Source organism: Kitasatospora sp. NPDC005751 (assembly GCF_040630835.1).
Taxonomy (GTDB): Bacteria; Actinomycetota; Actinomycetes; order Streptomycetales; family Streptomycetaceae; genus Kitasatospora.
In genome coordinates this window covers 1-25,348 of sequence record NZ_JBEXYC010000023.1, presented here as the reverse complement: position 1 = coordinate 25,348, position 25,348 = coordinate 1, and the positions used below count along the sequence as shown (strand labels likewise).

Here is a 25,348-nt window from a genome sequence, read left to right as displayed (position 1 = left end):
GAACGTCCTCCATGCCAACTCGTCCTCTCCCGTTCAATTTGACGATGCCTCAGCTCAAGGAGCATAGTGCAATATCACATTGCAACGAGCTCCTGGACCGCCCAGGAGCCCCCTTCACACAGGAGAAGGCTTCCCATGACTCGCAAGATCCTGACGACGGCCGCCGCAGCGGTCGCCCTGGGTACGGTTCCGGTCGTCGCGGCTCCGGCCGGTGCGGCAGCCGTCGCCGACGCCCCCACGGTGATCTGCGACAACTACGGTCTGCAGGCCGGTCTGGCGACCAAGGTGTGCGCCACCGTGAGCGGCGACACCATCGAGTTCTCCGGCCACATCGGCCTGGCCGGCCCGCCGAGCCCCGGCAGCCCGCTCCCCCGGCCGACGGAGGTCGAGGTGGTCCTGACCGGCAGCGTCGCCGGCGGGATCACCCTCGGGACGACGCGGCAGACGCTGACCTTCCAGAGCCGGTCGGTGCTGGTCGAGGGCGTGCGCGGCACGGTGCCGTGCGGCTCGACCGTGCGCGCCTCGTTCGCGGTCTCGTCCGCCGGCTGGCCCGCCAGGCCCGTCACCACCGAGGTCCCGGTCACCTGCTGACGGTGCGGCAGCCGGCCGGATCGGCGGGGGCCCACCGGCGGGTGGGCCCCCACCGGTCCGGCCCTTCGCCGGTTCGCCCGGCGGACATGACCGGGCCCGGCCGGGCGCACACCCGGCCGGGCCCGCCGAGCCTGGCCGGAGCGAGCCAGGCCAGCCCTGGGGACCTAACAGATGCGCGGCAGTTGCTCGCCCATCGGCAGGTCGACCACCCGGGTGCCGCCGAGCGCCGTGCGGGCGACGACCATGCCGGGGTGCTCCGCCACGCACTCGCCGATCACGGTCGCTCCCGCGCCCAACGGGTGCGCCCGCATCGCGGCGAGCACCGCGTCCGCCTGCGCGCGCGGCACGAAGGCCACCAGCTTGCCCTCGTTGGCGACGTACATCGGGTCGAGGCCCAGCACCGCACAGGCGTTGGCGACCTGTGGTGGCACCGGCACGGCACGTTCACCGATCCTGACGCCCACCCCGGCCGCCGCCGCGATCTCGTTGAGCGCCGCGGCCAGGCCACCCCGGGTGGGGTCGCGCAGCACGTGCAGGTCCGGGGTGACCGCCAGCATCGCGTCCACCAGGCCGCCGAGCGCGGCGCAGTCGCTCTCGATCTCCACGCCGAACTCCAGGCCCTCGCGCACGCTCATGATCGCGACCCCGTGCAGCCCGATCTCCCCGCTGACGATCACCACGTCCCCGGGGACGGCCCGCTGCGGCCTGATGTCCACCCCGGCCGGGACGAGGCCGATGCCGGCGGTGTTGAGGTAGACGCCGTCGCCGTGACCGGCCTCGACGACCTTGGTGTCACCGGTGGCGACCTCCACCCCGGCCAGTCGCGCGGCAGCCCCGAGCGCCCGGGCGACCCGGTCCACCACGGCCATCTCCACGCCCTCCTCCAGGATGAACCCGCAGGACAGGTAGGCCGCCCGGGCCCCGCTCATCGCGAGGTCGTTGACCGTCCCGTTGACGGCGAGGTCCCCGATGCTGCCGCCGGGGAAGAACAGCGGCCGCACGACGTAGGAGTCGGTGGAGAAGGCGAGCCTCGCTCCGCCGAGTTCCAGCACGGCGGAGTCCCCGAGGGCGGCGAGCGCGGCGCCGCCGAAGGCCGGGGCGAAGATGTTCTCCACCAGCTCGGCCGACATCGCGCCGCCGCCGCCGTGCCCCATCACCACCCGGGGGTGGTCGCGCAGGGGCAGCGGGCAGCTCCACCCGGAGAAGTCCGGCGCCTCGGACGGCGTCTCGGAGGGCACGGCCGCCGGCACGGCGCCCGACCCGGTCAGGACCTCGGCCTCAGCCAACGGGGCTCGCCTCCCGGGGAACGGCCGGCGTGCTCAGCCGGCGGTAGAGGTAGTACGCGGCGCAGGCCCCCTCGCTGGACACCATGGTGGCGCCGAGCGGGGTGCGCGGAGTGCAGGTGGTGCCGAAGGCCTCGCACTGGTCGGGCTTCAGCAGCCCCTGGAGGACCTCCCCGCTGCGGCACTGCGCCGGCTCGCGGGTGGTGATGCCGGTGACGTCGAAGCGGTACTCGGCGTCGTGGTCGCGGTAGCGCGGGGAGAGCCGCCAGCCGCTCCGCGGGATCACCCCGATCCCGCGCCAGGCCCGGTCGGCCACCTCGAAGACGTCCTCCAGCATGGCCCGGGCCGCCGGGTTGCCCTCCGGGCGGACAGCCCGCGCGTAGGCGTTCTCCACGGTGTGCTCGCCGCGCTCCAACTGCCGCACGGTGCGCCGGATTCCCTCCAGGATGTCGAGCGGCTCGAAGCCGGTGACCACGATCGGCACCCGGTGGCGCTCGGCCAGTTCGGGGTACTCACCGGTGCCCATCACGCTGCAGACGTGCCCGGCGGCCAGGAAGCCCTGCACCCGGCAGTCCGGCGAGGTCATGATGGCCTCGATGGCCGGGGGCACCCGGACGTGCGAGACGAGCATGCTGAAGTTGCGCAGCCCCTGCTTCCGGGCCTGGTGGACGGCCATCGCGTTGGGCGGAGCGGTGGTCTCGAAGCCGATGCCGAAGAAGACGACCTCGCGGTGCGGGTTCTCCCGGGCGACCTTCAGCGCGTCGAGCGGCGAGTAGACCACCCGGACGTCACCACCCTCGCTCCGGACCCGGAAGAGGTCGCGGTCGCTGCCCGGCACCCGGAGCATGTCGCCGAACGAGCAGAAGATCACCTCGGGCCGGGCCGCGATCGCCAGCGCCCGGTCGATCACCTCCAGCGGGGTGACACAGACCGGGCAGCCCGGCCCGTGGATCAACTCGACCTCGTCCGGCAGGAGTTGGTCGATCCCCTGCCGGATGATGGTGTGCGTCTGCCCGCCGCACACCTCCATCAGCGCCCACGGCCTGGTGACCGTCGCCCTGATGTCCGCGAGCAGGCCGGCCGCCAGCTCCGGGTTCTGGAAGTCCTCCAGGTACTTCACTGCTGCTCCTCCCGTACGGCCGCGGCCGCCGCTTCCCACGGATCGCCGAACTCCTCCTGCAGCAGGCCGATCTCGGCGAAGAGCTCCAGCGTCCGGCGGGCCGACTCCTCGTCCAGGCGCTGCAGCGCGAACCCGACGTGCACGATGGCGTACTCACCCACCCGCAGGTCCGGCAGGTACTCCAGGCACACGTCCTTGACGACTCCGCCGAAGTCGACGACCGCCATCCTGGCTCCGTCGCGTTCCGCGATCTCCACCACTCTTCCGGGCACCGCCAGACACATCCGGGTCTCTCCTCTCAGATGGCGGCCGGGCCGGCGGCCCGGGCGGCCACCATCAGCTGCCCGAGCGCCAGCCCTCCGTCGTTGGGCGGCACCCGGCGGTGCCGCAACACGGTGAATCCGTCCGCCCGCAGGCCCTCCGCGCAGGCCGAGGACAGCAGCGCGTTGGCGAAGACCCCGCCGGTCAGCGCGACCGTCCCGGTCCCGTGCTCCTCCCGGGCCACCGCGCAGACCCGGCGGACCAGCCCCGCGACCGCGTCGTGGAAGCGCGCCGCGATCAGGCCGGCCGGGGCGCCGGCGGCCAGGTCGGCCACCACCGCGGCCAGCACCGGCGCCGGGTCGGCGACCAGCGTCCCGTCCACCGGCCGCAGCCCGAAGGCGTAGGCCCCCTCGGCCGGGCCGTGCGCCAGCGCCGCGCCCTCCAGCTCGATCGCCGCCTGCGCCTCGTACTCGACCCGCTGGCAGATCCCGGCGAGGGCGGACACCGCGTCGAACAGCCGCCCCATGCTGGAGGTCGGCGCACAGTTCAGCGAGCGCTCCAACTGCCGCTTCAGTACCAGCCGTTCGTTCTCCGGGCAGGCCAGGACGGGTGGCAGCTCGGGCGCCCACGGGAGCCCGGCCGCGAACAGCTGGGCGAGCGCCGTCCGGTAGGGCCGCGCCACCGCCGCGTCCCCGCCCGGCAGCGGGACGTAGGCGAGGTGGGCGAGGCGGCGGTAGCCGTCGTAGTCGGCCAGCAGGACCTCGCCGCCCCACACCGCACCGTCGTCACCGAAGCCGGTGCCGTCGAAGGCGACCCCCAGAACGGGCCGGCCGCCGTCGAGGCCGTGTTCGGCCATCACCGAGGCGACGTGCGCATGGTGGTGCTGCACCGTCCGCACCTCCCGCCCGCCGGCGGTGCTCCGGGCGTGCCGCACGGACCGGTAGCCGGGGTGGCGGTCCACCGCCAGCAGCTCGGGCCGGACGCCGGTGACCGCGCCGAGATGGGCCACCGCCCGGTCGAAGGCCTCCAGGGTGGCGAGGTCGTCCATGTCCCCGATGTGGCCGGACAGCCAGGCGTAGCCGTCCTGGGCCAGCGCGAAGGTGTTCTTGAGGTCGCCGCCGACGGCCAGCACGGGCCGGACGGGGGCCGGGAGCGGCAGCGGCAGCGGTGCGTGGCCGCGCGAGCGCCGGATCGGCAGCTGCTCGCCGTCCACCACCCGCACCACCGAGTCCTCGCACGGGACGTGGATCGGCCGGTCGTGCGTCAGCCAGGCGTCGACCAGCGGTGCTAGCCGGGCGAACGCGTCCCTGTCCTCCGTCACGACCGGTTCGCCGGAGAGGTTGGCGCTGGTCATCACGAGCAGCCCGGGGCCGGGCGGGGCGATCAGCAGCTGGTGCAGGGGGGTGTAGGGGAGCATCACCCCGAGGTCGGGGCTGCGCGGCGCCACCGCGTCCAGCGCCGCCGGCAGCGGCCTCCGGCGTCGTAGCAGGACGATCGGCCGGACGGCGCCGGTGAGCAGTTCCTCCTCGACCGGGTCGGGGCGGAGCAGCGGCGCGATCTCGGCGAGGTCGCGCGCCATCAGGGCGAAGGGCTTGGCGCCGCGCCGCTTGCGCCGGCGCAGCCGGGCCACGCTCCGCTCGTTCAGCGCGTCGCAGGCCAGGTGGTAGCCGCCGATGCCCTTGACGGCCAGGATCGCGCCGTCGGCGAGCAGCCGCCGGGCCTCGGTGAGCGCCGCCTCGCCGTCGAGCGACGGCAGCCCGGGCACGACCAGGGCGAGCCTCGGTCCGCACGCGTGGCAACAGAGCGGCTGGGCGTGGAAGCGCCGGTCGGCCGGGTCGGTGTACTCCCGCTCGCAGTCCGGGCAGAGCGGGAAGCCGGCCATCGTGGTGTTGGCCCGGTCGTACGGCAAGCCGGTCACGATGGTGTGCCGGGGGCCGCAGTTGGTGCAGCTGATGAACGGGTGCCGGTAGCGGCGGTCGCCGGGGTCGGCGAGTTCGGCGAGGCAGTCCGCGCAGGTCGCGGTGTCGGGCGGGATCAGTGTGCGGCGGGTGCCGTCGGTCCTGGAGGGGGTGATGGCGAACCCGGCCGCGCCGGTGAGGGCCAGCGCCTCGTGCTCGACCGAGGCGACCCGCGCCAGCGGCGGCGCGTCGGTGGCGACCCGGCGGCAGAACGCGTCCACCGACTCCGGCGGCCCCTCGACCTCGGCCAGCACGCCGTCCCCGGTGTTGGTGACGGTGCCGGCCAGGCCGAGCTCGGCGGCGAGCGTGAAGACGAACGGCCGGAACCCGACGCCCTGGACGAGGCCGCGGACGGCGACCCGGCGCCGCTGCGGCCCGGCCGCCGGCCGACCGGCCGTCACGACCGTTCCGCCACCGGGGCGTGCGGATGCGCGTGCGCGCCGTCGTCCCCGTGGTGGTGCCCCTCATCCGGCCCGTGCGCGTGCGGATGTCCGGGGGAGTGCCCGTGCCCCGGGGCGCCGGCCATCACCGGCCGGTGGGCCTCGGCGCCGTCCAGCACCGCGAGCGCCCGGTCCAGCAGCACCCCTGCCCCCTGCCCGGTCCGGACGGAGGTGAACAGCACCTCCACCCCCGGGTTGACCCGCGCGACGCTCGCCAGGAACGCGGCCTCGTCGAACTCCGCCGCCACCGCGAGGTCGGCCTTGGTCACCAGCACCAGGTTCGCCAGCCCGAAGGCCGTCGGGTACTTGAGCGGCTTGTCCTCCCCCTCCGTGACGGAGGCGAGCACCACCCGCAGGGATTCGCCGAGGTCGTAGGAGGCCGGGCAGACCAGGTTGCCGACGTTCTCGACGAAGAGCAGCCGGGTGTCCGGCGGCAGCCAGCCCGCCAGGTGCTCGCGGAGCATCGCCGTCTCCAGGTGGCACAGCCCGTCGGTGAGCACCTGCTTCACCGGCGCGCCCGAACGAGCCAGCCGCCGGGCGTCGTTCTCGGTGGCGAGGTCCGCGGTGAGCGCGGCCACCGGCACGCCGCGGGCCCGGGCCAGCCCGAGTTCGGCCTCCAGCAGCGCCGTCTTCCCACTGCCGGGGCTGGACAGCAGGTTCACCACGACGGTGCCGCGCGCGGCGAGTTCGGCGCGCAGCTCGCGGGCGCCGTCGTCGTTGCGGGCGAGGACCGCCTGCCGGAGTTCCACCGTGCGACACATCGGTTTCAGCCTTCCTGGTCGGCCGACGCGCCCACCGGGCGCTCGGCCCACTGGACGCCGAGGATCTGCAACTCCCGGCCCGCGAGCAGCTCGACCCGGGCGCCGCCACAGCGCGGACACCCGAGGTCGGGCGGCATGCCCACGGCCCACTCGACGCCGCACGGGGTGCACCTGGCACGCGCCGCGACGGCCTCGGTCTCCAGCTTCGCGCCCTCCACCAGCGTTCCGGCGCAGGCCAGTTCGAAGCAGAAGTCCAGCGCGGAGGGCACCACCCCGGCGAGTTCGCCGACCTGGAGGCGCACCTTCTCCACCGCGACCGCCCCGTGGTCCCGGGCTGCCGCGTCCACCTGCTCGACGACGGCCGTCGCGATCGACATCTCGTGCATCGGGCCCACTCCCTCCCCTCGCCGGAGGCGACAGGCTTCATTACAAGGGCGCGGTGGCGGCCTCGGCCGCAGCCGCGCCGCCACCGCGCCCGGAGTACACCGTTCGCCGCAATCCGGCCTCACATCCGCAGGATCCGCAGGTAGCGCTTCAGGTCGGGCAGGCTCTGCCAGACCAGGGTCACGACCGCGGCCGCGACGGCCGCGCACAGCAGGTTCTTCAGCATGGTGACGCCTCTCTCTGCGCCTGCGCGTCCGATCCGACGATCCGCAGGACCACTTCGACCGCCTCCTCGACGGCTGCGGCCACCGGGGCACTGAGCCCGATGCCCTCCTCCAGCGACTCCGGCTCGCACCCCACCACGAGCACCCGTTCGGGCGCGGATCCGCCCGTCCCGGCGGCCAGCGTGGCGAGCAGCGCGAGCACGGCGTCCGGCCCCATCCGGTGCCCGTCCATGACGGGCGCCTCCACCGGGCCGGCGTCCGCCTCGATCAGGTACACCGTGCCCGGCTCGCCTCCGCGCGCGGTGGCGTCGACCAGCACGAGCGTCCGGTAGCCGTCCAGCAGCTGGTAGGCCAGGTGCACTCCGCGCACCCCGATGTCCACCAGCTCGACGTCGGCCGGCAGCGGGTGCCCGGCCAGCCGCCGGACCGTCTCCACTCCGAACCCGTCGTCACCGAGGAAGATGTTGCCCACCCCGGCCACCAGCACCCGGCCCGTGCTCACGAGTCCTCCAGCGGGGTGACCTCGTCGGGCTGGAAGTACCGGAACCGGCCCTGGGCGCGCCACAGGTCCGCGCCCGGGTCGTCCTCGACCGTGACGGCGAGGTGCACCGAGCCGTCGACGTCGTGCAGCACGGCCTCGACCACGGCGGTCCGCCCGTGCAGGAAGAGGTCCTGGGCGTCGGTGCGCCGCCGGCCGGGCCGGAGCAGGACGCGGCTGCCGGCCCCGACCTCGCGGCCGTCGACCACCACCCGGTCCCGGTCCGGGTCCACCTCCGGGTCGTTGCCAGGGTCCCACCAGGGCTGCTCGGCGGTGGACCCGGTGATCTCGCGCAGGCCCCGGACGGCGCCGTGCAGCCGCTCCAGGACCTCCGGGGGCATCGACTCGGCGAGGTCGATCACGGCGCCCGCCCGCTCGTCCGTGCCCCGGGCCTCGCGCTTCTCGCGCTCGGTCAGCGCCGCCGTCCGCAGGGCGAGGATCTCGTCGATCTCGGTCGCGTCGTAGAGCGCGCCGAGGCTCTCCGGGGCGACCAGCGGATGGTCCTCCAGGATGATCGGCGAGGAGAGCAGCACCTGGTCGCGCCCGGGCGGGCCGGCCAGCACGGGCCAGGTGTGCTCGTTGCGGCACTCGGCCACGGCCGCCTTCGCCCATTCGGGCGGGTCGGTCACCGACAGGAAGGTGCCCCGGTCGAGGCCGAGCAGCAGGTGTGCCGAGACCAGCGCGCGGGGCAGCGCCGCCTCCCGCCGGTCGCCCGGCCCGGGCTGCCACGGCGCGGTGTTCTCCACCACGACCGCGAGCCTGCGCACCTCGTACGGTCCGGGGACGTCCCGGGCGGTCAGCCGCAGGAGGCCGTCGGCCTGTTCGCGCCGGCGCAGCAGCCGGCCGACCGTCACGCCGTCCTCGCGGAGCAGTTCCATCTCCTCGCAGGCCGGCAGCCGGAACGGCCGGACGATCCCGTCTCCGGCCAGCTCGTCGACGGGGAGGACGAGTTCCACGCGCTCCTCGACGCCCTCGTCCCACGGGACGAGCACCCGGTCGGCCAGCTCCAGCTCGTCGACCGGCTCGAAGCCGCCGCCCGGGGTGGCGCGCTGGACGGTCCGCCGCTGAGCGCGGAGGAACCGCAGCTCCACCGCCAGCCGGTCGCCGGGGCGCGGCTCGATCAGGCACTCGGTGCGCTGGTGGGAGTGCTCACCGCTGTCCTCGCCGTAGCCGGGCGGGACGAGGACGCCGAACTGCCAGCGCAGCCGGTTCTTGGCCGCCGAGGCCCGGTAGGGGTAGAGCACGTAGCCCTCGAAGAGGACGGCGTCGGCGATCTGCCGGGCCTGCGCGAACCGGCTCTCGGTCTCGGCCGTGAAGGCGTTCGCGTTCACCGGGCGACCTCCTCGGTCCGGACCGCGTCGAGCAGCTCGCGCACGGTCGCGTCCCAGGACGGCAGGGCCCGCCGGGAGCGGTAGGCGAGCAGTTCCGCCATCAGTTCGGCCGGCAGCCGCAGCCACCCGCAGCCCGGGAAGTGCTGCTCGATCATCTCCCGCCACACCCGCACGGGCATCCGCACCGTCGCCTCCCGGTCCCAGTGCACCGGGGCCACCTGGAAGCCGCCCGGGCCGGTGAACGCGGTGCCGGAGAAGAGCAGCAGCAGCGGGACGTCGCCGCCGTCCAGCGCCGCGAGGTAGCGGGCGGAGGCCACGTCCATGTCGTAGGTGCACGGGACGGGCAGGTCCACCTCGGTCTCCCCGGTGAAGCCGGGCACCAGCAGCGGCACCTGGGCGAACTGCACCGGGTGCAGCGTGCCGCCCCAGCGGGAGCGCTCGCCGAACAGGTCGGCCAGCCGCTCGCCCTCGGCCTCGCCGTAGGAGCGCCGCGCGGGTTCGATCCGCAGCTGGCAGCGGAGCGCCAGGGCGTGCACCCTGGTCCCTTCGGGGGCGGTGATCCGCAGCCGCAGGACCAGCGTCGGTCCGGCCGCGTGGGGGTCGGGCCGCACGCCGGTGCAGGCGAAGGACAGCGCGGTCACGAGGCCCCCTCCGGTTGGAGCGCGCGGGCCCGGGCGGCCACCCGGGCGAAGAAGGCGTCGAGTTCGGCCCGGGCCTCGGCCCCGCCGTCGAAGCCCTTCCAGCACCGCCGCAGCCGGCCGACCAGCTCGTAGCAGACGTCGATCGGCACCAGGAAGCACTGGACCGGGCTCGCCGCCGGGTGCCGCAGCAGCAACGCCTCGACGTCGGGCTCCAGTTCGGCGGCGAGCCGGCTCGCGCCGAGCGCGGCCCGCCAGTCGGCCTCGTCCGGTTCGCTCTCGGTCGCACCGCCCGGGCCGGGGTAGAGCAGCACCAGCCGGTCCTGCCGGGCGTTGCGGAACAGGAACGCCGTCTCGACCGGGATGCCGAGCGCCGCCCACTGCTCCTCGCCGAACCGGTGGTCCGGCTCGGCGAGGTAGCGGTCGGGCACGCCGCGGTAGCGGCCGCCGGCCGCGCCGGGCTGCTGGAACAGCAGCCCGCAGGCCGTGCAGACACAGGTGAGGGACTGCTCCTCGGTGTCCACCAGGTGCCGGTGCTCCCGCGGGAGCTGCTGGCCGCAGAAGGTGCAGCGCTCCGGCTGCGGGGGTGCGGGCTCGCGCAGCCGGCGCAGCAGGGCGGCGCCGGGGCGGGAGAGCTGACGGGCGCTCACCGCACCTCCGCCGAGGCCGGCGGCCGGGTGCCGATCTGCAGCAGCTGCGGCGCGCGTTCCAGCTCCACGGCCGTCACCTCGGGGGCGTGACAGGCCAGCACGGCCTCGACGTCCTGCTCCCCGCAGCCGCAGCCGCTCCTGGTCCGGCGCAGCCGCAGCGTGCCGGTCGCGGGGTCGAAGCCGAGCAGTTCGACCGGCTCGGGCAGCGCGGCGAGCGCGCGGGCGATCCGGGCGGTGACGTCCTCGGGGTGCAGGTCGTGCAGGACGAGCAGCCCGGCCACCGCCTGGTCGTCCAGCAGCTGCCGCAGCGTCCGCGGCGGCAGGGCCCGGACGAGCCGGGTGAGGCCGTCCCCGTAGAAGGCCATCAGCTCGCGGACCAGCTGCTCGCCGGCCCCCTGCCCGTCGCCGCCGGCCAGCTGGTCCAGCGCCTCCTGGATCCGCAGCCCGGTCTCCTCCGCCGTCATGCGGTGAGCCCGCTCAGTCCCGTGGGGACGTGCATCTTCTGCACGGTCCGGCCGCCGCCGACGTACATGTGGACGCCGCAGGGCAGACAGGGGTCGAAGCTGCGCACGGCCCGCATGATGTCGATGCCCTTGAAGTTCTCCGGCGAGTTCTCCTCGAAGATCGGCGTGTTCTGCACCGCGTCCTCGTACGGGCCGGGCGTGCCGTAGCTGTCGCGGACGCTGGCGTTCCACGGCGTCGGCGGGTACGGGTGGTAGTTGGCGATCTTGCCGTCGCGGATCACCATGTGGTGCGACAGCACGCCGCGCACGGCCTCGGTGAAGCCGCAGCCGATCGACTCGTCCGGCACCTCGAAGCGCTCCCAGGTCTGGCTGCGCCCGGCCCGGACCTCGGCGAGGGCCTTCTCCGCGAAGTGCAGGGCCGCCGCGGCCGCGTAGGCCTGGAAGTACGTCCGGGCGCGGTTGCGCTCGATGGCGTTGCTCCAGCGCGGGATCTTCCACTCGAAGGTGGTCTCCGGCTTGGTCATCGAGCGCGGCAGGTTGATCTGCACGCTGTGGCCGGTGGCCTTGATGTAGCCGATGTCGACCAGCCCGGAGAGCGCGGTGGACCAGAGGCGGGCGATCGGGCCGCCGCCGGTGTCGAGCGCGAGGTGGTCCTTGCCGTCGAACCAGCGGGGGGACATCACCCAGCTGTACTTGTCGTCGAAGTCGCGCTTCTGCGGCGCGGGGACGGTGTGCTGGTTCCAGGGGTGCCTGGGGTCGACCGGGTTGCCCAGCGGGTCGTGGGTGACGAAGAGCTCCTTGCCTTCCCAGTCCTCGTAGTAGGAGCTGCCGAGCAGGATGCGGATGCCGAGGTTGATCTCGGTCAGGTCGTTGGTGACCAGCTTGCCGTCGACGACCACGCCCGGGGTGACGAACATCTTCCGGCCCCAGTCGGTCATGTTCCGGTACGTGAAGTCGCAGTGGTCCGGGTCGTTGAGGCTCCCCCAGCAGCCGAGCAGGATGCGGCGCCGGCCGACCTCCTCGTAGCCGGGCAGCGCCTCGTAGAAGAAGTCGAAGAGGTCGTCATGGAGCGGCACGACCTTCTTCATGAACTCCACGTACCGCATCAGCCGGGTCAGGTAGTCGGTGAAGAGCTGGACCGTCGCCACCGTGCCGACGCCGCCCGGGTAGAGCGTGGAGGGGTGCACGTGGCGGCCCTCCATCAGGCAGAACATCTCCCGGGTGTAGCGGCTGACCTGCAGCGCCTCGCGGTAGAACTCGCCCTCGATCGGGTTGAGCGAGCGCATGATGTCGGCGATCGTCCGGTACCCGTGGTCGCCGGCGTGCGGGGCCGCGGTGCGCTCGGCCAGCTCCAGGACGCCGGGGTTGGTCTCGCGGACCATCTTCTCGCAGTAGTCCACCCCGACCAGGTTCTCCTGGAAGATGTTGTGGTCGAACATGTACTCGGCGGCCTCGCCGAGGTTGATGATCCACTCACCGAGGTGCGGCGGCTTCACCCCGTACGCCATGTTCTGCGCGTAGACGGAGCAGGTGGCGTGGTTGTCGCCGCAGATGCCGCAGATGCGGCTGGTGATGAAGTGCGCGTCGCGCGGATCCTTGCCCCGCATGAAGACGCTGTAGCCGCGGAAGACCGACGAGGTGCTGTAGCACTCCGCCACCTTCTTCTGCTTGAAGTCGATCTTCGTGTGGATGCCGAGGCTGCCCACGATCCGGGTGATCGGGTCCCAGGACATCTCCACCAGGCCGCTGCCGTCGCCGGCTGCCTTCGTCGTCGGTGCCATCGTGTCTGTCGTGCCCTTCTGGAAGCGGGGAGGGTCAGCGGCGGAGCGGGCCGCCGCACGGGAGTGCGGCGGCCCGCCTGGTCACCGCGGTGTGCGGTAACCGGTCGTCAGCGTGCGCCCCGGGTGGCGCCACTTCGGTTCCTTGTCGAGGGTCTTCATGGTGATCGAGCGCAGTCGCCGGATCACCGCGCCGTACGCGGAGCTGGCGTTGGCCGAGATGTGCGAGCCCGGCGGCGGGTCCATGAAGGGCATGAACTTGTCCGGGAAGCCGGGCATCGTGCAGGCGATGCAGATGCCGCCCACGTTGGGACAGCCGCCGATGCCGTTGATCCAGCCGCGCTTGGTGACGTTGCACTTGACGACCGGGCCCCAACAGCCCAGCCGCACCAGGCACTCCGGGGTGCCGTACTCGGTGGCGAACTGGCCCTGCTCGTAGTAGCCGCCGCGGTCGCAGCCCTCGTGCACGGTGGCGCCGAACAGCCAGGTCGGGCGCAGCTTGTCGTCCAGCGGGATCATCGGCGCGGAGCCGGCCAGCTGGTAGAGCAGGTAGGTCAGGGTCTCGGAGAAGTTGTCGGGCTGGATGGGGCAGCCCGGCACGCAGACGATGGGCAGGCCGGCCTTGGACTTCCAGTCCCAGCCCAGGTAGTCGGGGACGCCCATGGCACCGGTCGGGTTGCCGGCCATGGCGTGGATGCCGCCGTAGGTGGCGCAGGTGCCGATCGCGACGACCGCCGTGGCCTTGGGCGCGAGCCGGTCCAGCCACTCACTGGTGGTGATCGGCTGACCGGTCCGCGGATCGTCGCCGAAACCGCACCAGTAGCCCTCCTCCTTGATGCTCTCGTTCGGGATGGATCCCTCGACGACCAGGACGAACGGGTCGAGTTCCCCGCGGTCCGCCTTGAAGAACCACTCCACGAAGTTGTCCGCGCCCTGGACCGGCCCGCACTCGAAGTCGATCAGCGGCCAGTGGACGGCGATCTTCGGCAGGCCCGGCAGCGCGCCGGTGACGATCTCCTCGATGCTCGGCTGCATGGCCGCGGTCAGGGAGACCGAGTCACCGTCGCAGCTCAGGCCCGCGTTGATCCAGAGAATGTGCACCACGTCAGCGTCGGTGGCGCTCGTTGCTGCAGCACCCATGAGGATGCCTCCTCGGAACTGGGAGCCGGACAAAAAGGCTCAAACCAGTCATAGCAGCGGTTGCGGCGGGCCGCCGGTCCGCAGGGCCGGGCGAGCACCCGGACGGAGCGCAAGCCGGGAGGGCCGTTCGGAGCAGCCGGGCGGTCACCCCTGCGGGCGGCATGGAGGGCGGCGCGGAGCGGGCCGGAGGCCGTCCGGGCGGCCGCGCCCCGGCATCGGGGCGGCACCGGCGAATTTGACATGACTGAACCAGGCCCCGAGCGGGCATACCGTCAGTAGCCCGCCGAAGGGCCCCGGTTGAAGCTCCCCCACGAGCGCAACCGAGGCCCCGGCCGGCGACCGGGCCTGGACGTGACTCCCCCCACGGAGCGGCGGCCAGGCCCGCATGCTGTACAACCAGCGATACGCAGCGTACATGTCATATCCACGTACCGCTACCGGGCGGACGTCCGGAGGTCGACCGACGGCCCGTCAGGGCGCCGCCGCCGCGCCTCCGCGACCGGTCGGCGCCCTGGTCAGCGGCGCCCACCACAGACGGAACGGCCGGTGCACCGGGGATGGTTCCCGGTGCACCGGCCGTTCGGGTCCGCGGCCCCGGGCCGCCGGACTCAGGCGGGAAGCGGACGCTCCACCGGGGCGTGCCAGTCCGGGACGCTCGCGCCCGGCTCGGTGAAGGCGGCGAAGTCCGTGGTGCCGGTGAACGGCTTCCGCTGGTAGAGATCGCGGGCGTAGGCCCACAGGTGCGGGTACGCGGTCAGACCGGGGTTCACCGCGCGCGCGTGGTTGGGCCCGACGTCGTAGCGCACCAGCGTCACCCAGAGCCGCACATCGGCCTCGGTCAGCCGGTCGCCCAGCAGGTAGCGGCTGGTGGCCAGCCGGTCGTCCAGCTCCGCGAAGGTCTCCAGCAGCACGGCGCGGGCCGCGAGCGCGGCGTCCCCGGTGCCGGCCGCCGCGCCCGCGCCGTGGTTCACAGCCGGGCCCAGCCGGGCGTCCAGCGCGTCGATCTCGGCCCGGAGGTCCTCCGGGTAGGTGTCGGCGCCGTTGCTCCACCGGCCGAACTGGGTCGCCAGGTCGATGCCTATGGTCCGGAAGTCGTTGCTGACCACCCGACCGGTCCGGCGGTCCCAGAGCGTCGGCACCGAGATGTGCCCGTCGAAACCGGGCTCGGTCCGCTCGTACGCGTCGCGCAGCAGGGTGAACCCGTTCACCGGGTCCGGCCCGTAGGTCTCCCGGAAGGCCCAGCCGCGGCCGTCACGGCGGCCGTCGACGTAGGAGACCGAGACGACGTCCTCCAGCCCGTTGAGAGCGCGCTGGATGGTAGTGCGCTGCGCCCAGGGGCAGAACCAGCCGGCGTAGATGTGGTAGCGGCCGGGCTCGGCGGCGAAGCCGCTGCTCCCGTCGGCGGTGATCCGCCCGGTGAAGCGGTACAGCGGGCGCTCGTCGCCGGGAGCCCTGGTGATCCGGTACTCGCCGTGGACGGCGGTGTCGGCGGGGCTGGCGTAGGGCACGTTCTGACTCACATCGAACTCCTCGGACTCCTCGGAAAGGTGGAACGGTGCGGCTCGGCGGGTGGTCTCGGTGCGGAGGCGGGGCACCTGGGCTTCGTCACGCGCCCGGGCCCCCGCCGGGCGTCCGCAGGCCCAGGAAGGTGACGTGCCGGCGCAGCCGGAACCCCAGCGACTCGTAGAGCCGGATCGCGGTGGTGTTCTCGGCGGAGGTGTGCAGGAACGGCGTGTCGCCCCGCTCACGGATCCCGGCCGCGACCGCCCGGACCAGCCGGGAGCCGAGCCCCCGGCCCCGGTGGGACTCGGCCGTGCAGACGGCGCTGATCTCGGTCCAGCCCGGCGGGCGCAGGCGCTCCCCCGCCATCGCGACCAGCGCGCCGCCGCGGCGGATGCCCAGGTAGCCGCCGAGTTCGATGGTCCGGGGCAGGAACGGGCCGGGCCGGGCGTGCTCCACCAGCGCCAGCATCTCCGGTACGTCGGCGGGGCCCAGCCGGACGGCCTCCTCGTCGGGCCGGGCCCGGACGCCGTCGTCCACCAGCTGGACGCCCCGGCCCCGCAGCAGGATCTCCCAGTCGGCCGGTACGGCGTCCGGGGAGCCGGTGGCGGCGACGACGGCGCCCGGGCCGTACAGCGCCGCGACATCCCGCCAGGTCTCCCGGTCGGGCCGGTCGGGGAGGGCGACGAACGGCGACACGTCGGCCGGGTAGCGCAGCACCTCACCGCTTCGCTCGGCCAGGTGGGCGTGCGGGCCGAGCAGGGCGGCGCGGGCGGGGTTGTCCAGGGGGTGGCGCCGCTCGGCGGTGTCCGGGGCGTCGTCGGGGATGAGCACGGGGTACTGGGGCATGCGGGAGCCGTTCCTCGATCTCGGTCTTCTCGGTCGCTTCGGCCCGGGGCGTCGCCGGCCGGGGGCAGGACCTCGGGCGGCTGCCGGGAGGCCGGGCAGCCGGGACGGGCCACGGCGGAGCGGGGCTGCCGGGCACACCGGGGCGCCGGGCACGCGTGACGACGGGCGATTACGGGCGGTTACGGGCGGTTACGGGCGACAGAGGCCGGTCGGGGAGCCGACCCCGTCGATCCAGCGGCGCCGCACCAGCCGGGCACCACCGGGCCGGATGCCGACGGTCCGGGTGCCGGCGGCCGCGTGGGCTCCGGCCTGCGGGCGGAACGCCGCGCGCGGCCGCAGCGGGTGTCCGAAGACCACCCGCCCGCCCCGCAGTTGGCGTGCGTGCATCGCCCGTCCGTTTCGCGTCCGGCAACCGTGAAGGTCCACAGTACCGCTCGACCGGCCCGGGACCAGGGGCAATCCCGAATCGCCGGCCGCCGACGCCGGGCCGAAACAGTGCCGTCGCACCGTGCTCACAGCGCGTTCACTGCAGGATGTTGATCGCCCGGGCGACGACCAGGGCGCCCAGCGCGAGGGAGGTCGCCGCCTGCGCCATCATCAGCAGCTTGGCCCACCGTCTGACCGCCGAGACGTCGGTGGGGCTGAAGGCCGTGGCGGTCCAGAAGGAGAGCGTCAGGTAGTCGGCGAACCGCGGCACCCAGGCGGCCGGCGCGTGGTCCGGGTACTGCATCTCGGGGAACACGAACGCCGGGTTCGCGAAGGGCCGGTGGGCGCGGGCGGCGGCGCCGCCGCGGTCCAGGCTCCAGTACCAGAGCGCGAAGGCCACCACGTTCGTCACCCAGACCACGCCGCCGGTCGCCAGCAGCCCGACGGCGTTGTTCGCGAACAGCTTGTTGTCGGTCAGGATGTCCACCACCAGACGGACGCCCGCGAACACGTTGGCCACCGTGATGGCGCCGATCAGCAGCTGGGTGACGACCCGGAGCCAGGCCTTCTGCCGGTCGATCCGGCCCGGGTCGCCGATGATCAGCACCGCCAGCAACGAGCCCACGGCGACTGGCAGCACCCAGGCGGGGTCGACCCGGTAGCGGGCCGGCAGCGTCACGTGGAGCATCGCGACGACCGCGACCGCCAGCACCACCGGCCACCAGTGCTCGCCGCTCACCGCGGCCCGGTCCGGCGTCACCCGCCGCGGATCCGTCGGGTGGGGGCTGGAGGGCATGCCCCATTGTCACCTCGCGGCCCGGATCGCGGCCGCAGGCTCACCAGCCGGGGCCGGGGCGGGGCGGCTCCTACCGGGTGGCGGCCGTCGCCGTTCCCTCCAGGCGCCCGACGATCAGCTCGCAGAGCTCATGGGTGCGCAGGGCGTCGTGGGCGTCGATCGTCTTTCCGGTCCGGACGGCGTCGAGGAAGGCGAGGACGACCTGCTCGATGCCGCGCTGGCGGGCCACCGGGACCCAGTCGCCGCGACGGCGGATCGTGGGCTGGCCGCGGTGGTCGATCACGTCGGCGAGGTTGTGGACCTCGCGCTTGGAGTCCCCGCCGGAGACCTGGAGGATCTCCTCGGTGGAGCCGGAGACGCGGTTCATGATGCCCAGGGCGGTGAAGCCCTCACCGGAGAGGGTGAGGACGACGTGCTCGACGAGGCCGTCGCGCACCCGGGAGCGGACGTCGACCTGCTCGATCTCCCCGGGCGCCAGGAAGCGCAGCAGGTCCACCACGTGGATGAAGTCGTCGAAGACCATCGAGCGGGGCGCCTCGGGCAGGCCCTCGCGGTTCTTCTGCAGGACGATCAGGTCGCGCGGCCGCTCCTTCGCCTGCACGTAGCCGGGCGCGTAGCGGCGGTTGAAACCGACCATCAGCGAGCGGCCCGTGCGGTCGGCGAGGTCGACCAGCCGACGGGACCCGTCCAGGGTCTGGTCGAGCGGCTTGTCCACGTAGACGTCGACCCCGGCCGTCAGCAGCTGCTCGACGATCGGGACGTGCTGGTCGGTGGCGGCGTGCACGAAGGCGGCCCGGATGCCGCTGCCGATCAGCGCGCCGAGGTCGGTGAACCGGTGCTCGGGCGCGATCCGGTGGGCCTCGCCGATCCGGTCCAGCTTGGCCCGGTCCCGGGTCATCAGGCGCAGGTCGAGGCCGGGCAGCGTGCCGAGGACCGGGAGGTAGGCCTTCTGGGCGATGTCGCCGAGCCCGATCACCCCGACGGGGAGGAGAGCGTCGGGGGCGGAGGTCAGGCTCATCGGTGCTCCAGTGGTCCGGACGATCATCGGCCCGGCCCACCCTACTCGTCGCTCCCCCGGCGGCCGGCGGGGTGGCCCGGCGCACCCGACGGACGCGTGCGGCGGTGCCGGCGCGGTGGGGCCCCGACCGGTGGCCGGGGCCCCACCGTCCCCCGCTCAGCCGACGTCGAGCGCCCGCGTCAGCGGGCGCTCCGCCATGTGGCGGCCGGCCGGGACGGTGGACCCGCCGGGGCGGGCCGCCCGGGCGCGCGCGGCGGTGTCCCGGGTCCGCACCGCCGCAGCGGGGTGCTCACCCGGGCGGTCAGCCGGCCGAGGCCGACCGCCTCGCCGGCGGGCAGCGACCACAGGTCGGCCCCGCTCAGCAGGGCGGCCTCGGCGGTGAGGTCCAGTCGCGCGAGGGCGGCCCCGACGGCGGCCGCGCGCCGGGCGCCGGCGGTCACGGCGAACTCCTCGTCCTCGTCATGGTTCAGATCCAGCCGTCGAGCCCGGCCAGGAAACCGTCGTGATCGTCCCGGTGGACGGTGTGGCCGGCGCCGGGCACGGTGCGCACCTCGAAGCCCCGGGCGCGCAGCAGTCCGGCGTCCTCGGCGCTCACCAGGAAGCTCCGGTCGGCCAGGAGCACCAGCGAGGGCACGGCCGGTGCGGCCGGCAGGCCGCACTCCTGGCCGGACAGGGCGAGCGCGGACTCCTCGTCCCAGGCCGCGAGGGTGGCGAGTTCGACGTCCACGTCGGCGGCCTCCCAGCGGGGGTTGAACCCGGCGATCTGCTCCCGGGTGGCGTGCCGGAACTCCACGAACATCCGCGGGTCGGCGCCCTCGATCCGGGCGAACTGCCAGGCCGGGTCGACGTACACGGCGCGGGCCGGCTTCAGCCGCTCCACCGCGCCCAGCAGGCTGATGCCGCCGAGCGAGTGGCCGACGGCCAGCTCCGCGCCGGCCGGCAGGGTCTCGACGAGGTCCTCGGCGTAGGCCTCCAGGGCGTACCGCTCCTGCGGGCTCCCGCCGGTACCGCGCGGGCTCCGGCCGTGGCCGCGCTGGTCGACGGCGATGACGCGGTATCCGCGCGCGGCCAGGGCCGGGCCGACCCGCCGCCAGGTGCGGTGGTCGGACATGATGCCGTGCACCAGCAGGGCGACGCGGTCGCCGGAACCCCACTCCTGGGTGTGCAACTTCACGAGATGGAGACCTTTCTGGGAACGTTCGGGTGGGCGGACGTACTCGGTCGGGTGGACGTCGTGGGTGTGCCGGGAGGTGCCGGCGTACTCAGCGAACACCGCGGACCGGCTTCAGCGCGAGGGTGCCGAGCCCGGCGAGGGCCGCGCCGAGCAGGAACAGCGGAGTGCGGCCGCCGAGGCCGGGCACGACGGAGGCGACGAAGTGCACCAGGATCCGCGGACAGGCGTTGGCGATGTCGAGCCCGCCGATGTCCCGGGCGGCGTCCTCCGCCTCGGGCAGCACCATGGTGACCGGCGCGGTGTCGACGGCCGTGAAGCGGCCGAAGGCCAGTCCGTTGACCACGGAGAAGACGATCATGCCGGGCCGCCCGAGGCCGACCACCGGCCATCCGGCCCTGCCGGGCGGGGAGGAACTCGCCGCCCTGGTCGCCCGGTCGGTGAACGAGCCCGACCAGGTGCCCGCCACCCGGAACGTGCTGGGCTTGCGCACGGTCGTCCGCGAGTCGGCCTCGCTCCGCCCCCGCTCCGGGCCTCCCCGACAGGAGAATCCGGTTGTGACCGGGACGGCTGGTGGGCGAGGCTCTCGGCATGACCACTCCGCCCGAGTCGATCACGCTCGACGACCTCACGCTGCGCCGCTTCGACGGCGAGGCGGACCTTCCCGAGCTCTTCCGGGTCATCGAGGAGTCCCTGGAGCACCTCCGCCCGTGGATGCCCTGGGTCGCCACGCACAGCCCCGACGCCACCCGTGCCTTCCTGGCCGGCCGCGCCGAGCAGTGGGAGAGCGGCGCCGCGTTCACCTACGCGATGGTGACGGAGCGGGGCATCGTCGGCGCCTGCCAGCTGTTCCGCCGCGAGGGCCTGCCGGGCGACGGCCTGGAGATCGGCTACTGGCTGCACCCCGCCGCCACCGGCCGCGGCCTGGCCACCAGAGCCGTCCGGGCCCTGGTCGACGAGGCGTTCCTGCTGCCCGGCGTCGACCACGTCGAGATCGTCCACGACCCGGCGAACCGGGCGAGCGGCGCCGTACCGGCGCGCCTCGGCTTCGCCGAGCACCTCTGCCGGCCCGCCGAGCGCCTGGCGCCCGCGCAGACCGGGGTGGACAAGGTCTGGCGGCTGACCCGGGCGCGGACAGGGCTGTGACCGGCCGCACCGGACGGGCGACCGGGGCGGCGGAGACAGCGCGGCCGGAGCACGGAGGGAGTGCCCGGCGCCGCTAAGACAGACGGACGGGCCGGCCGCCAGAACTCCACGGCGGCACGGGTGCCGGGCCGGTGCGGCGGGACAGCACCGCGCCCCCGGGGCCGCACGGCCCCGGGGCGCCCCGGGTGGAGGTCGAACCGCGGATCAGAGCTTGAACATGGCGGTGTACGGCTGGGTGATCCGTTCCTGCCGTGAACCGAAGTCGACCAGTACCGCGATGTCACCGCCGCCCTCGACGGCGATGGCCCGGCCGAGGCCGTACGTGTCGTGGGTGACCCTGTCGCCGACGGCGAACCGTTTGAGAGGAGCTTCGACCCGGGCCTTGAAGGGGCTGGTGGGCAGAGTACGCCGGACTGCTGCTGATTTCGTCATCTCCCCCAGTATGCGCCGGAACTCGCCCCAGCGGGCCCTCCGGAAGGTCTCGAATTCGCACATAACCGGAATCCGTATGGTGCGGTTCACCACCGCGCCGACGGAATTTCGCGGCCGCGGACGGTCCGCCACCGGCGCGAACCGCGTCGGCGGGGGCGGGCAGGACACCTGTGCCCGCCGCTCTTTCGAGCGATTCGCAGGCCCGGCCGGCCCCGCGCAGCGGGACGCCAACTCCGCCGGGCGGTCGACCGGTTGGCGCTGCTTCCGCCGCCGCGACAGCCGGCCCCGGGCGGGGCCCCGGAGCCGCCGGGGGTGAATCCCTCCACCACGGAGACCCCCGGCCTGCTAGAGTCGAATGAGTTGCAGTAGTGGTTCCCATGAACTTTGTGTGGGCCTGCTGAGGTCTCGCAGGCGCATTTTTGTTTCCCGGCTCTTCCCCGGGTGGGTCATCATCGCGGCATCTCGGAGCACGCACCGTGCGAGCTCCGGACAGCCCCTTGAAGGAGATTTCTTTATGGCTAATGGCACTGTGAAGTGGTTCAACGCGGAAAAGGGCTTCGGCTTCATCGAGCAGGAGGGTGGCGGCCCCGACGTCTTCGCCCACTACTCGAACATCAACGCCAACGGCTTCCGTGAGCTGCTCGAGGGCCAGAAGGTCGAGTTCGACGTCACGCAGGGCCAGAAGGGCCCGCAGGCCGAGAACATTCGTCCGCTGTAGTTTCTGCCACGGCACCCGCCCGGCAGCGAGGGGCCCGCACCGCGTTCATGCCTGGTGCGGGCCCCTCGGCTTTTTCGCAGGACCCACCGCTGCCCGGGCTTCATTCCCGGCTCCGCCACCGGCGGCCTTCCCCACGCGAGCTGCTCCGCGCCGCGTCCGGGTCGGCGCCCCGCCGTGATGACTCACGGTTCGAGGTTCTTCGCTCCCGCCCGCGCGGTGAGCGCCGACCGTAGGTGACGTGCCGCACGGTTTCACCGTCCACGCTCCGCCAGTTCCGGCCCGTTCCTTGCAGCCTCCGCCCGGATTACCCGTGGGCGCGGAGCCTTCCTCGTGACGTGCCACCTTGAGGAAGGTCTCCAGATGAATCGCTCCAGTCGCTCCTCGTACCAGAATTCCGAGTCCCGCTCCGGCGGCGGCTCGTACGGCTCCCGTTCCGGCGGGGGCGGTTCCTCGTACGGCTCCCGCTCGGGTGGTGGCGGCGGCTCCTACGGCTCCCGTTCCGGCGGGGGCGGCTCCTCGTACGGCTCCCGCTCGGGCGGCGGTCCGAGGCGGCGCCAGAGCTCCTCCGTGCAGGGCGAGTTCGCGATGCCGGTCAGCACCACCCCGGCCCTGCCGGCCGTCGAGACCTTCGACCAGCTCGACATGCCGAAGGCCCTGCTCTCGACGCTCACCCGCCAGGGCGTCACCTCGCCGTTCCCGATCCAGGCCGCGACGCTGCCGAACTCGCTGGCGGGCCGGGACGTCCTCGGCCGCGGCCGGACCGGCTCCGGCAAGACCATCGCCTTCGGCCTCGCGCTGCTGGCCCGCATCGCCGGCCGGCAGGCCGAGCCGGGCCAGCCGCTGGCTCTCGTCCTGGTGCCCACCCGTGAGCTCGCGCAGCAGGTCACCGAGGCGCTCACCCCCTACGCCCACTCGGTGCGGCTGCGGCTCGCCACCGTGGTCGGCGGGGTCTCGATCGGCCGCCAGGCCCAGATCCTGGGCCGGGGGGCGGAGGTCGTCGTGGCCACTCCCGGCCGCCTCAAGGACCTGATCCAGCGTGGCGCCTGCCGGCTCGACAGCGTCGGGATCACCGTCCTCGACGAGGCCGACCAGATGGCCGACATGGGCTTCCTGCCGCAGGTCATCGAGCTGCTCGACCAGGTCGAGGCCGACAGCCAGACGATGCTGTTCTCCGCCACCCTGGACCGCAACGTCGACCGCCTGGTGCGCCGCTTCCTCAAGGACCCGGTCACCCACTCGGTGGACCCGTCCGCCGCCGCGGTCAGCACCATGGAGCACCACGTCCTGCACGTGCAGAACGGCGACAAGAACGCCACGATCGCCCACATCGCCTCGCGCGAGGGCGGCGTGATCATGTTCACCGACACCAAGCACGGCGCCGACCGGCTGGTGGACGAGCTGCTCGCCAGCGGGGTGAAGGCTGCCGCGCTGCACGGCGGGAAGTCCCAGCCCCAGCGCACCCGCACCCTCCAGCAGTTCCGCAACGGCCAGGTCACCGCGCTGATCGCGACCAACGTCGCGGCCCGCGGCATCCACGTCGACGGCCTCGACCTGGTCGTCAACCTGGACCCGCCGACCGACCACAAGGACTACCTGCACCGCGGCGGCCGCACCGCCCGGGCGGGCGAGTCCGGCACCGTCGTGACGCTCGTCCTGCCCAACCAGCGCCGCGAGACGGCCCGGATGATGGCCACCGCCGGCATCACCCCCGAGTCCACCCGGGTCCACTCCACCGATGACGAGCTGGCCCGCATCACCGGCGCCCGCGTGCCCACCGGCGTGCCCGTGGTGATCGCCGACCCCGTGGTCGAGCGGCCCCGGCGCAGCGCCTCGGGCGGTCGCAACCGCCGCAGCCGCCCCACCTCGGCCGGCCGCGGCCAGCAGGGCGGCGGCACCGGCGGCCGCGGCCAGGGCGGCGGCACCGGCGGCGCCCGCCGTGGCGGGCCGCGGCGCGTCGACCTGGCCGCGTAGGCCCCGCGTCCGGTCGGTCCCGCCGCGCGACGGCGGGACCGGCCGGATCCGGCCGGGCATCCGCGGGCCGGGCCCAGCCGCGGCAGCACCGTCGAGCACCTCCCTGATCGCCGCCGTCACCGGTGGACCGACCCGAAGGAGCCCCATGACCATGGCCCTCGAACACCCCGTCGACTTCGCCGCCGACGCCCTGACCACGGTCGGGGACGTGATGACCCGACCCGAGCTGCAGATCAGTGACGACGTCATGGTCGACACCGCGCTGGACATCCTGCTCAGCTCCGGCGCCCCGCACGCCCTGGTCCGCGACGAGGAGGGCCGCTGCGCCGGGCTGCTGACCCGTCTGCACCTCGCGCCGTTCCGGGCCCGCTCCTGGTACACCGAGCGCACCCCGGTGCGGGCGGTGAAGCACGACCGCGCGCCGTTCGCCACCGCCGGGATGCCGGCCGCCACCGCGGCGGCCACCATGCGCGCCCGCGGTCTGGACACCTGGCCGGTCGTGGACGACGACGGGCACGTCATCGGTCTGCTCAGCATCTGAGTCCCACCCGGGACCCCGCCTCCCCCGGCCCACCGGGGGAGGCGGGGTCCCGGTGGTTTCCGGAGCCGCCGCCCCGGACGCGGTCAGCCGGTGGCGGCGGCCACCTCGGTGAGGGCCTCCAGCACCGGGCGGATCAACGGGTGGCCGTCGGCGCCGGCCCGGACGGCGGCGAAGACCCGGCGGGTGGCGAGCGCGCTGTCCACCGGCCGCACCGCGACCCGTCCGAGATCCACCCCGAGCAGGGCGGACCGGGGCACCAGCGCCACCCCCGCACCGGCCGAGGCCAGCGCCACGACGGCGCGGAAGTCGTCCGAGGAGTGCACCAGACGCGGCTGGAACCCGGCGTGCTCGCAGGCCAGCAGCACCACGTCGTGGCAGGGATTGCCCGGGTAGGGCCCGATCCACGGCTCGGCGGCCAGGTCCGCGACGGCGATCGGCCCCTCCCCGGCGGCCAGCGGATGGCCGAGCGGCAGCACCGCCTCGAACGGTTCGGCGTACAGCGGCACCCGGGTGAGCCGGGCGTCGTCGGCCCGCGGCGCCCCCCGGTACTCGACGGCCACGGCCAGGTCGGCCCGCCCCTCCAGGACCATCGGCAGGCTGGCGTCGCCCTCCGCGTCCAGCACCTTGAGGCGGACGCCGGGCGCCCGGGCGGCGAGGGTCCCGATGGCGGGCGCCAGCACCAGGGAGATCCCGGTGGCGAAGGAGGCCACGGTGACCTCACCGGCCACACCGGCGCTGTAGGCGGCGAGATCGGCCTCGGCCCGTTCCAGCTGGGCGAGGACGGCGTCGGCGTGGCCGAGCAGGATCTCCCCGGCGGCGGTGAGCCGCACCCCCCGGCCCTCGCGGGCGAGCAGGTGGTGGCCGGTCTCCTGCTCCAGCGCGGCCAGCTGCTGGGACACCGCCGAGGGGGTGAGGTAGAGGGCGGCCGCCGCGGCGGTCACCGTGCGGTGGTCCGCCACGGCCCGCAGGGTCCGCAGCCGTCGTGCGTCGATCACACGCCAATTCTGCCAGCGTGCCGCGGGGTGCCGGAGCCACCGGGGGGACGTCCGGCGGCGCAGCGGGCGGAACAGCGGGCGGCGCCGTGGGCGGGCGGGTCCGCCGAAACCGCGAACGGGAGTGGGACGTCGGCCGGGCCGACGTCCCACAGCAGGGGGGGGGGGGTGGGGCCATGTGATAGAGTGGGGGAGGGGCGCCCCCAGGGCACGGCGGCGGTGCCGCG

The 25,348-nt window shown here is 74.1% G+C and carries 28 protein-coding genes; 5 read left to right on the top strand and 23 right to left on the bottom strand.

What is annotated here, in order from left to right; genetic code table 11:
- The first annotated feature begins 135 nt into the window (after window positions 1–135).
- Entirely contained in the window at window positions 136–591 is a 456-nt protein-coding gene (locus ABZ497_RS21185) for a hypothetical protein (RefSeq protein WP_359807352.1), read from the top strand.
- 164 nt (window positions 592–755) lie between these two features.
- Here the strand turns inward: ABZ497_RS21185 and hypE are convergent, their stop codons facing one another.
- The 21 genes from hypE to ABZ497_RS21080 form a co-directional block, all read right to left on the bottom strand.
- Window positions 756–1,829 carry a hydrogenase expression/formation protein HypE gene (hypE, locus tag ABZ497_RS21180; RefSeq protein ID WP_359807478.1) on the bottom strand — a complete coding sequence of 358 codons (1,074 nt, stop codon included), beginning with the start codon at window positions 1,827–1,829 and terminating at the stop codon, window positions 756–758.
- 40 nt (window positions 1,830–1,869) lie between these two features.
- A complete protein-coding gene (gene hypD / locus ABZ497_RS21175; RefSeq protein WP_359807350.1) occupies window positions 1,870–2,994 on the bottom strand; it encodes a hydrogenase formation protein HypD in 1,125 nt (374 codons plus the stop codon).
- Window positions 2,991–3,278, bottom strand: coding sequence for a HypC/HybG/HupF family hydrogenase formation chaperone (locus ABZ497_RS21170; RefSeq protein WP_352292380.1), 288 nt, complete (start codon window positions 3,276–3,278; stop codon window positions 2,991–2,993). Before ABZ497_RS21170 ends, hypD begins: the two co-directional genes overlap by 4 nt.
- Before the next feature lie 14 nt (window positions 3,279–3,292).
- A complete protein-coding gene (gene hypF, locus ABZ497_RS21165) occupies window positions 3,293–5,614 on the bottom strand; it encodes a carbamoyltransferase HypF (protein WP_359807348.1) in 2,322 nt (773 codons plus the stop codon).
- A complete protein-coding gene (gene hypB / locus ABZ497_RS21160; protein ID WP_359807346.1) occupies window positions 5,611–6,414 on the bottom strand; it encodes a hydrogenase nickel incorporation protein HypB in 804 nt (267 codons plus the stop codon). Before hypB ends, hypF begins: the two co-directional genes overlap by 4 nt.
- 5 nt (window positions 6,415–6,419) lie before the next feature.
- Window positions 6,420–6,800, bottom strand: coding sequence for a hydrogenase maturation nickel metallochaperone HypA (gene hypA / locus ABZ497_RS21155; protein WP_329486177.1), 381 nt, complete (start codon window positions 6,798–6,800; stop codon window positions 6,420–6,422).
- Window positions 6,801–7,017: 217 nt separating this feature from the next.
- Entirely contained in the window at window positions 7,018–7,524 is a 507-nt protein-coding gene (locus tag ABZ497_RS21150; protein ID WP_329486178.1) for a hydrogenase maturation protease, read from the bottom strand.
- Window positions 7,521–8,891 carry a hypothetical protein gene (locus ABZ497_RS21145; protein WP_329486179.1) on the bottom strand — a complete coding sequence of 457 codons (1,371 nt, stop codon included), beginning with the start codon at window positions 8,889–8,891 and terminating at the stop codon, window positions 7,521–7,523. The genes ABZ497_RS21150 and ABZ497_RS21145 overlap by 4 nt, the downstream gene beginning before the upstream one ends.
- Window positions 8,888–9,532 carry a DUF6084 family protein gene (locus ABZ497_RS21140; RefSeq protein WP_359807342.1) on the bottom strand — a complete coding sequence of 215 codons (645 nt, stop codon included), beginning with the start codon at window positions 9,530–9,532 and terminating at the stop codon, window positions 8,888–8,890. The genes ABZ497_RS21145 and ABZ497_RS21140 overlap by 4 nt, the downstream gene beginning before the upstream one ends.
- Window positions 9,529–10,179 (bottom strand): DUF5947 family protein, encoded by a 651-nt coding sequence (locus ABZ497_RS21135; RefSeq protein WP_329486181.1) that lies wholly within the window; start codon window positions 10,177–10,179, stop codon window positions 9,529–9,531. Before ABZ497_RS21135 ends, ABZ497_RS21140 begins: the two co-directional genes overlap by 4 nt.
- Window positions 10,176–10,643, bottom strand: a complete 468-nt coding sequence (locus ABZ497_RS21130) for a thioredoxin (RefSeq protein ID WP_359807341.1) — start codon at window positions 10,641–10,643, stop codon at window positions 10,176–10,178. The genes ABZ497_RS21135 and ABZ497_RS21130 overlap by 4 nt, the downstream gene beginning before the upstream one ends.
- On the bottom strand, window positions 10,640–12,424 hold the full coding sequence (locus ABZ497_RS21125) for a nickel-dependent hydrogenase large subunit (protein ID WP_329486183.1): 1,785 nt from the start codon (window positions 12,422–12,424) through the stop codon (window positions 10,640–10,642). The genes ABZ497_RS21130 and ABZ497_RS21125 overlap by 4 nt, the downstream gene beginning before the upstream one ends.
- An 81-nt stretch (window positions 12,425–12,505) precedes the next feature.
- On the bottom strand, window positions 12,506–13,561 hold the full coding sequence (locus tag ABZ497_RS21120; RefSeq protein WP_352294821.1) for a hydrogenase expression protein HypE: 1,056 nt from the start codon (window positions 13,559–13,561) through the stop codon (window positions 12,506–12,508).
- A 608-nt stretch (window positions 13,562–14,169) separates the two neighbouring features.
- Window positions 14,170–15,081, bottom strand: coding sequence for a glutathione S-transferase C-terminal domain-containing protein (locus ABZ497_RS21115; RefSeq protein ID WP_359807337.1), 912 nt, complete (start codon window positions 15,079–15,081; stop codon window positions 14,170–14,172).
- Between the two features lie 85 nt (window positions 15,082–15,166).
- Window positions 15,167–15,910 (bottom strand): GNAT family N-acetyltransferase, encoded by a 744-nt coding sequence (locus ABZ497_RS21110; protein ID WP_329486186.1) that lies wholly within the window; start codon window positions 15,908–15,910, stop codon window positions 15,167–15,169.
- A 189-nt stretch (window positions 15,911–16,099) separates the two neighbouring features.
- Window positions 16,100–16,297: a hypothetical protein gene (locus tag ABZ497_RS21105; RefSeq protein ID WP_352294825.1), complete on the bottom strand. Its 198-nt coding sequence runs from the start codon at window positions 16,295–16,297 to the stop codon at window positions 16,100–16,102.
- A 136-nt stretch (window positions 16,298–16,433) separates the two neighbouring features.
- On the bottom strand, window positions 16,434–17,132 hold the full coding sequence (locus ABZ497_RS21100) for a hypothetical protein (protein ID WP_359807334.1): 699 nt from the start codon (window positions 17,130–17,132) through the stop codon (window positions 16,434–16,436).
- Between the two features lie 70 nt (window positions 17,133–17,202).
- Window positions 17,203–18,150: a Gfo/Idh/MocA family oxidoreductase gene (locus ABZ497_RS21095; RefSeq protein ID WP_329486190.1), complete on the bottom strand. Its 948-nt coding sequence runs from the start codon at window positions 18,148–18,150 to the stop codon at window positions 17,203–17,205.
- 179 nt (window positions 18,151–18,329) lie between these two features.
- Window positions 18,330–18,590 carry a hypothetical protein gene (locus ABZ497_RS21090; protein WP_359807332.1) on the bottom strand — a complete coding sequence of 87 codons (261 nt, stop codon included), beginning with the start codon at window positions 18,588–18,590 and terminating at the stop codon, window positions 18,330–18,332.
- 26 nt (window positions 18,591–18,616) lie between these two features.
- Window positions 18,617–19,324 carry an alpha/beta hydrolase gene (locus ABZ497_RS21085; protein ID WP_359807329.1) on the bottom strand — a complete coding sequence of 236 codons (708 nt, stop codon included), beginning with the start codon at window positions 19,322–19,324 and terminating at the stop codon, window positions 18,617–18,619.
- An 88-nt stretch (window positions 19,325–19,412) separates the two neighbouring features.
- Window positions 19,413–19,814: a hypothetical protein gene (locus ABZ497_RS21080; RefSeq protein ID WP_359807326.1), complete on the bottom strand. Its 402-nt coding sequence runs from the start codon at window positions 19,812–19,814 to the stop codon at window positions 19,413–19,415.
- Between the two features lie 98 nt (window positions 19,815–19,912).
- On the opposite strand from ABZ497_RS21080, the gene ABZ497_RS21075 reads away from it, so the two are divergent.
- The gene (locus ABZ497_RS21075) at window positions 19,913–20,467 is read left to right on the top strand and encodes a GNAT family N-acetyltransferase (protein ID WP_329486195.1); all 555 of its coding nucleotides are present in this window, start codon (window positions 19,913–19,915) and stop codon (window positions 20,465–20,467) included.
- 204 nt (window positions 20,468–20,671) lie between these two features.
- Here ABZ497_RS21075 and ABZ497_RS21070 read toward each other — a convergent pair whose 3' ends face one another.
- The gene (locus tag ABZ497_RS21070) at window positions 20,672–20,899 is read right to left on the bottom strand and encodes a hypothetical protein (RefSeq protein WP_329486196.1); all 228 of its coding nucleotides are present in this window, start codon (window positions 20,897–20,899) and stop codon (window positions 20,672–20,674) included.
- 514 nt (window positions 20,900–21,413) lie between these two features.
- Between ABZ497_RS21070 and ABZ497_RS21065 the strand changes: the two genes are divergently transcribed.
- The 3 genes from ABZ497_RS21065 (at window position 21,414) to ABZ497_RS21055 (ending at window position 24,129) form a co-directional block, all read left to right on the top strand.
- Complete coding sequence (locus ABZ497_RS21065; RefSeq protein WP_030918248.1) at window positions 21,414–21,617, top strand: cold-shock protein; 204 nt, start codon at window positions 21,414–21,416, stop codon at window positions 21,615–21,617.
- Between the two features lie 360 nt (window positions 21,618–21,977).
- Window positions 21,978–23,588 (top strand): DEAD/DEAH box helicase, encoded by a 1,611-nt coding sequence (locus ABZ497_RS21060; protein WP_359807322.1) that lies wholly within the window; start codon window positions 21,978–21,980, stop codon window positions 23,586–23,588.
- Between the two features lie 145 nt (window positions 23,589–23,733).
- Complete coding sequence (locus tag ABZ497_RS21055) at window positions 23,734–24,129, top strand: CBS domain-containing protein (protein WP_359807320.1); 396 nt, start codon at window positions 23,734–23,736, stop codon at window positions 24,127–24,129.
- 83 nt (window positions 24,130–24,212) lie between these two features.
- On the opposite strand, the gene ABZ497_RS21050 is transcribed toward ABZ497_RS21055, so the two are convergent.
- Window positions 24,213–25,124 carry a LysR family transcriptional regulator gene (locus ABZ497_RS21050; protein ID WP_329486199.1) on the bottom strand — a complete coding sequence of 304 codons (912 nt, stop codon included), beginning with the start codon at window positions 25,122–25,124 and terminating at the stop codon, window positions 24,213–24,215.
- Window positions 25,125–25,348: the final 224 nt, after the last annotated feature.

Excerpts from the sequence above, each read along its gene's own strand:
- ABZ497_RS21070 (WP_329486196.1), bottom strand. The coding sequence starts at position 20,899 with ATGACGAAATCAGCAGCAGTCCGGCGTACTCTGCCCACCAGCCCCTTC.
- ABZ497_RS21055 (WP_359807320.1), top strand. The coding sequence starts at position 23,734 with ATGACCATGGCCCTCGAACACCCCGTCGACTTCGCCGCCGACGCCCTG.
- ABZ497_RS21095 (WP_329486190.1), bottom strand. The coding sequence starts at position 18,150 with ATGAGCCTGACCTCCGCCCCCGACGCTCTCCTCCCCGTCGGGGTGATC.
- ABZ497_RS21065 (WP_030918248.1), top strand. The coding sequence starts at position 21,414 with ATGGCTAATGGCACTGTGAAGTGGTTCAACGCGGAAAAGGGCTTCGGC.
- ABZ497_RS21100 (WP_359807334.1), bottom strand. The coding sequence starts at position 17,132 with ATGCCCTCCAGCCCCCACCCGACGGATCCGCGGCGGGTGACGCCGGAC.
- ABZ497_RS21170 (WP_352292380.1), bottom strand. The coding sequence starts at position 3,278 with ATGTGTCTGGCGGTGCCCGGAAGAGTGGTGGAGATCGCGGAACGCGAC.
- hypA (WP_329486177.1), bottom strand. The coding sequence starts at position 6,800 with ATGCACGAGATGTCGATCGCGACGGCCGTCGTCGAGCAGGTGGACGCG.
- ABZ497_RS21125 (WP_329486183.1), bottom strand. The coding sequence starts at position 12,424 with ATGGCACCGACGACGAAGGCAGCCGGCGACGGCAGCGGCCTGGTGGAG.
- ABZ497_RS21130 (WP_359807341.1), bottom strand. The coding sequence starts at position 10,643 with ATGACGGCGGAGGAGACCGGGCTGCGGATCCAGGAGGCGCTGGACCAG.
- hypB (WP_359807346.1), bottom strand. The coding sequence starts at position 6,414 with ATGTGTCGCACGGTGGAACTCCGGCAGGCGGTCCTCGCCCGCAACGAC.
- ABZ497_RS21120 (WP_352294821.1), bottom strand. The coding sequence starts at position 13,561 with ATGGGTGCTGCAGCAACGAGCGCCACCGACGCTGACGTGGTGCACATT.
- ABZ497_RS21075 (WP_329486195.1), top strand. The coding sequence starts at position 19,913 with ATGACCACTCCGCCCGAGTCGATCACGCTCGACGACCTCACGCTGCGC.
- ABZ497_RS21110 (WP_329486186.1), bottom strand. The coding sequence starts at position 15,910 with ATGCCCCAGTACCCCGTGCTCATCCCCGACGACGCCCCGGACACCGCC.
- ABZ497_RS21060 (WP_359807322.1), top strand. The coding sequence starts at position 21,978 with ATGAATCGCTCCAGTCGCTCCTCGTACCAGAATTCCGAGTCCCGCTCC.
- ABZ497_RS21105 (WP_352294825.1), bottom strand. The coding sequence starts at position 16,297 with ATGCACGCACGCCAACTGCGGGGCGGGCGGGTGGTCTTCGGACACCCG.
- ABZ497_RS21185 (WP_359807352.1), top strand. The coding sequence starts at position 136 with ATGACTCGCAAGATCCTGACGACGGCCGCCGCAGCGGTCGCCCTGGGT.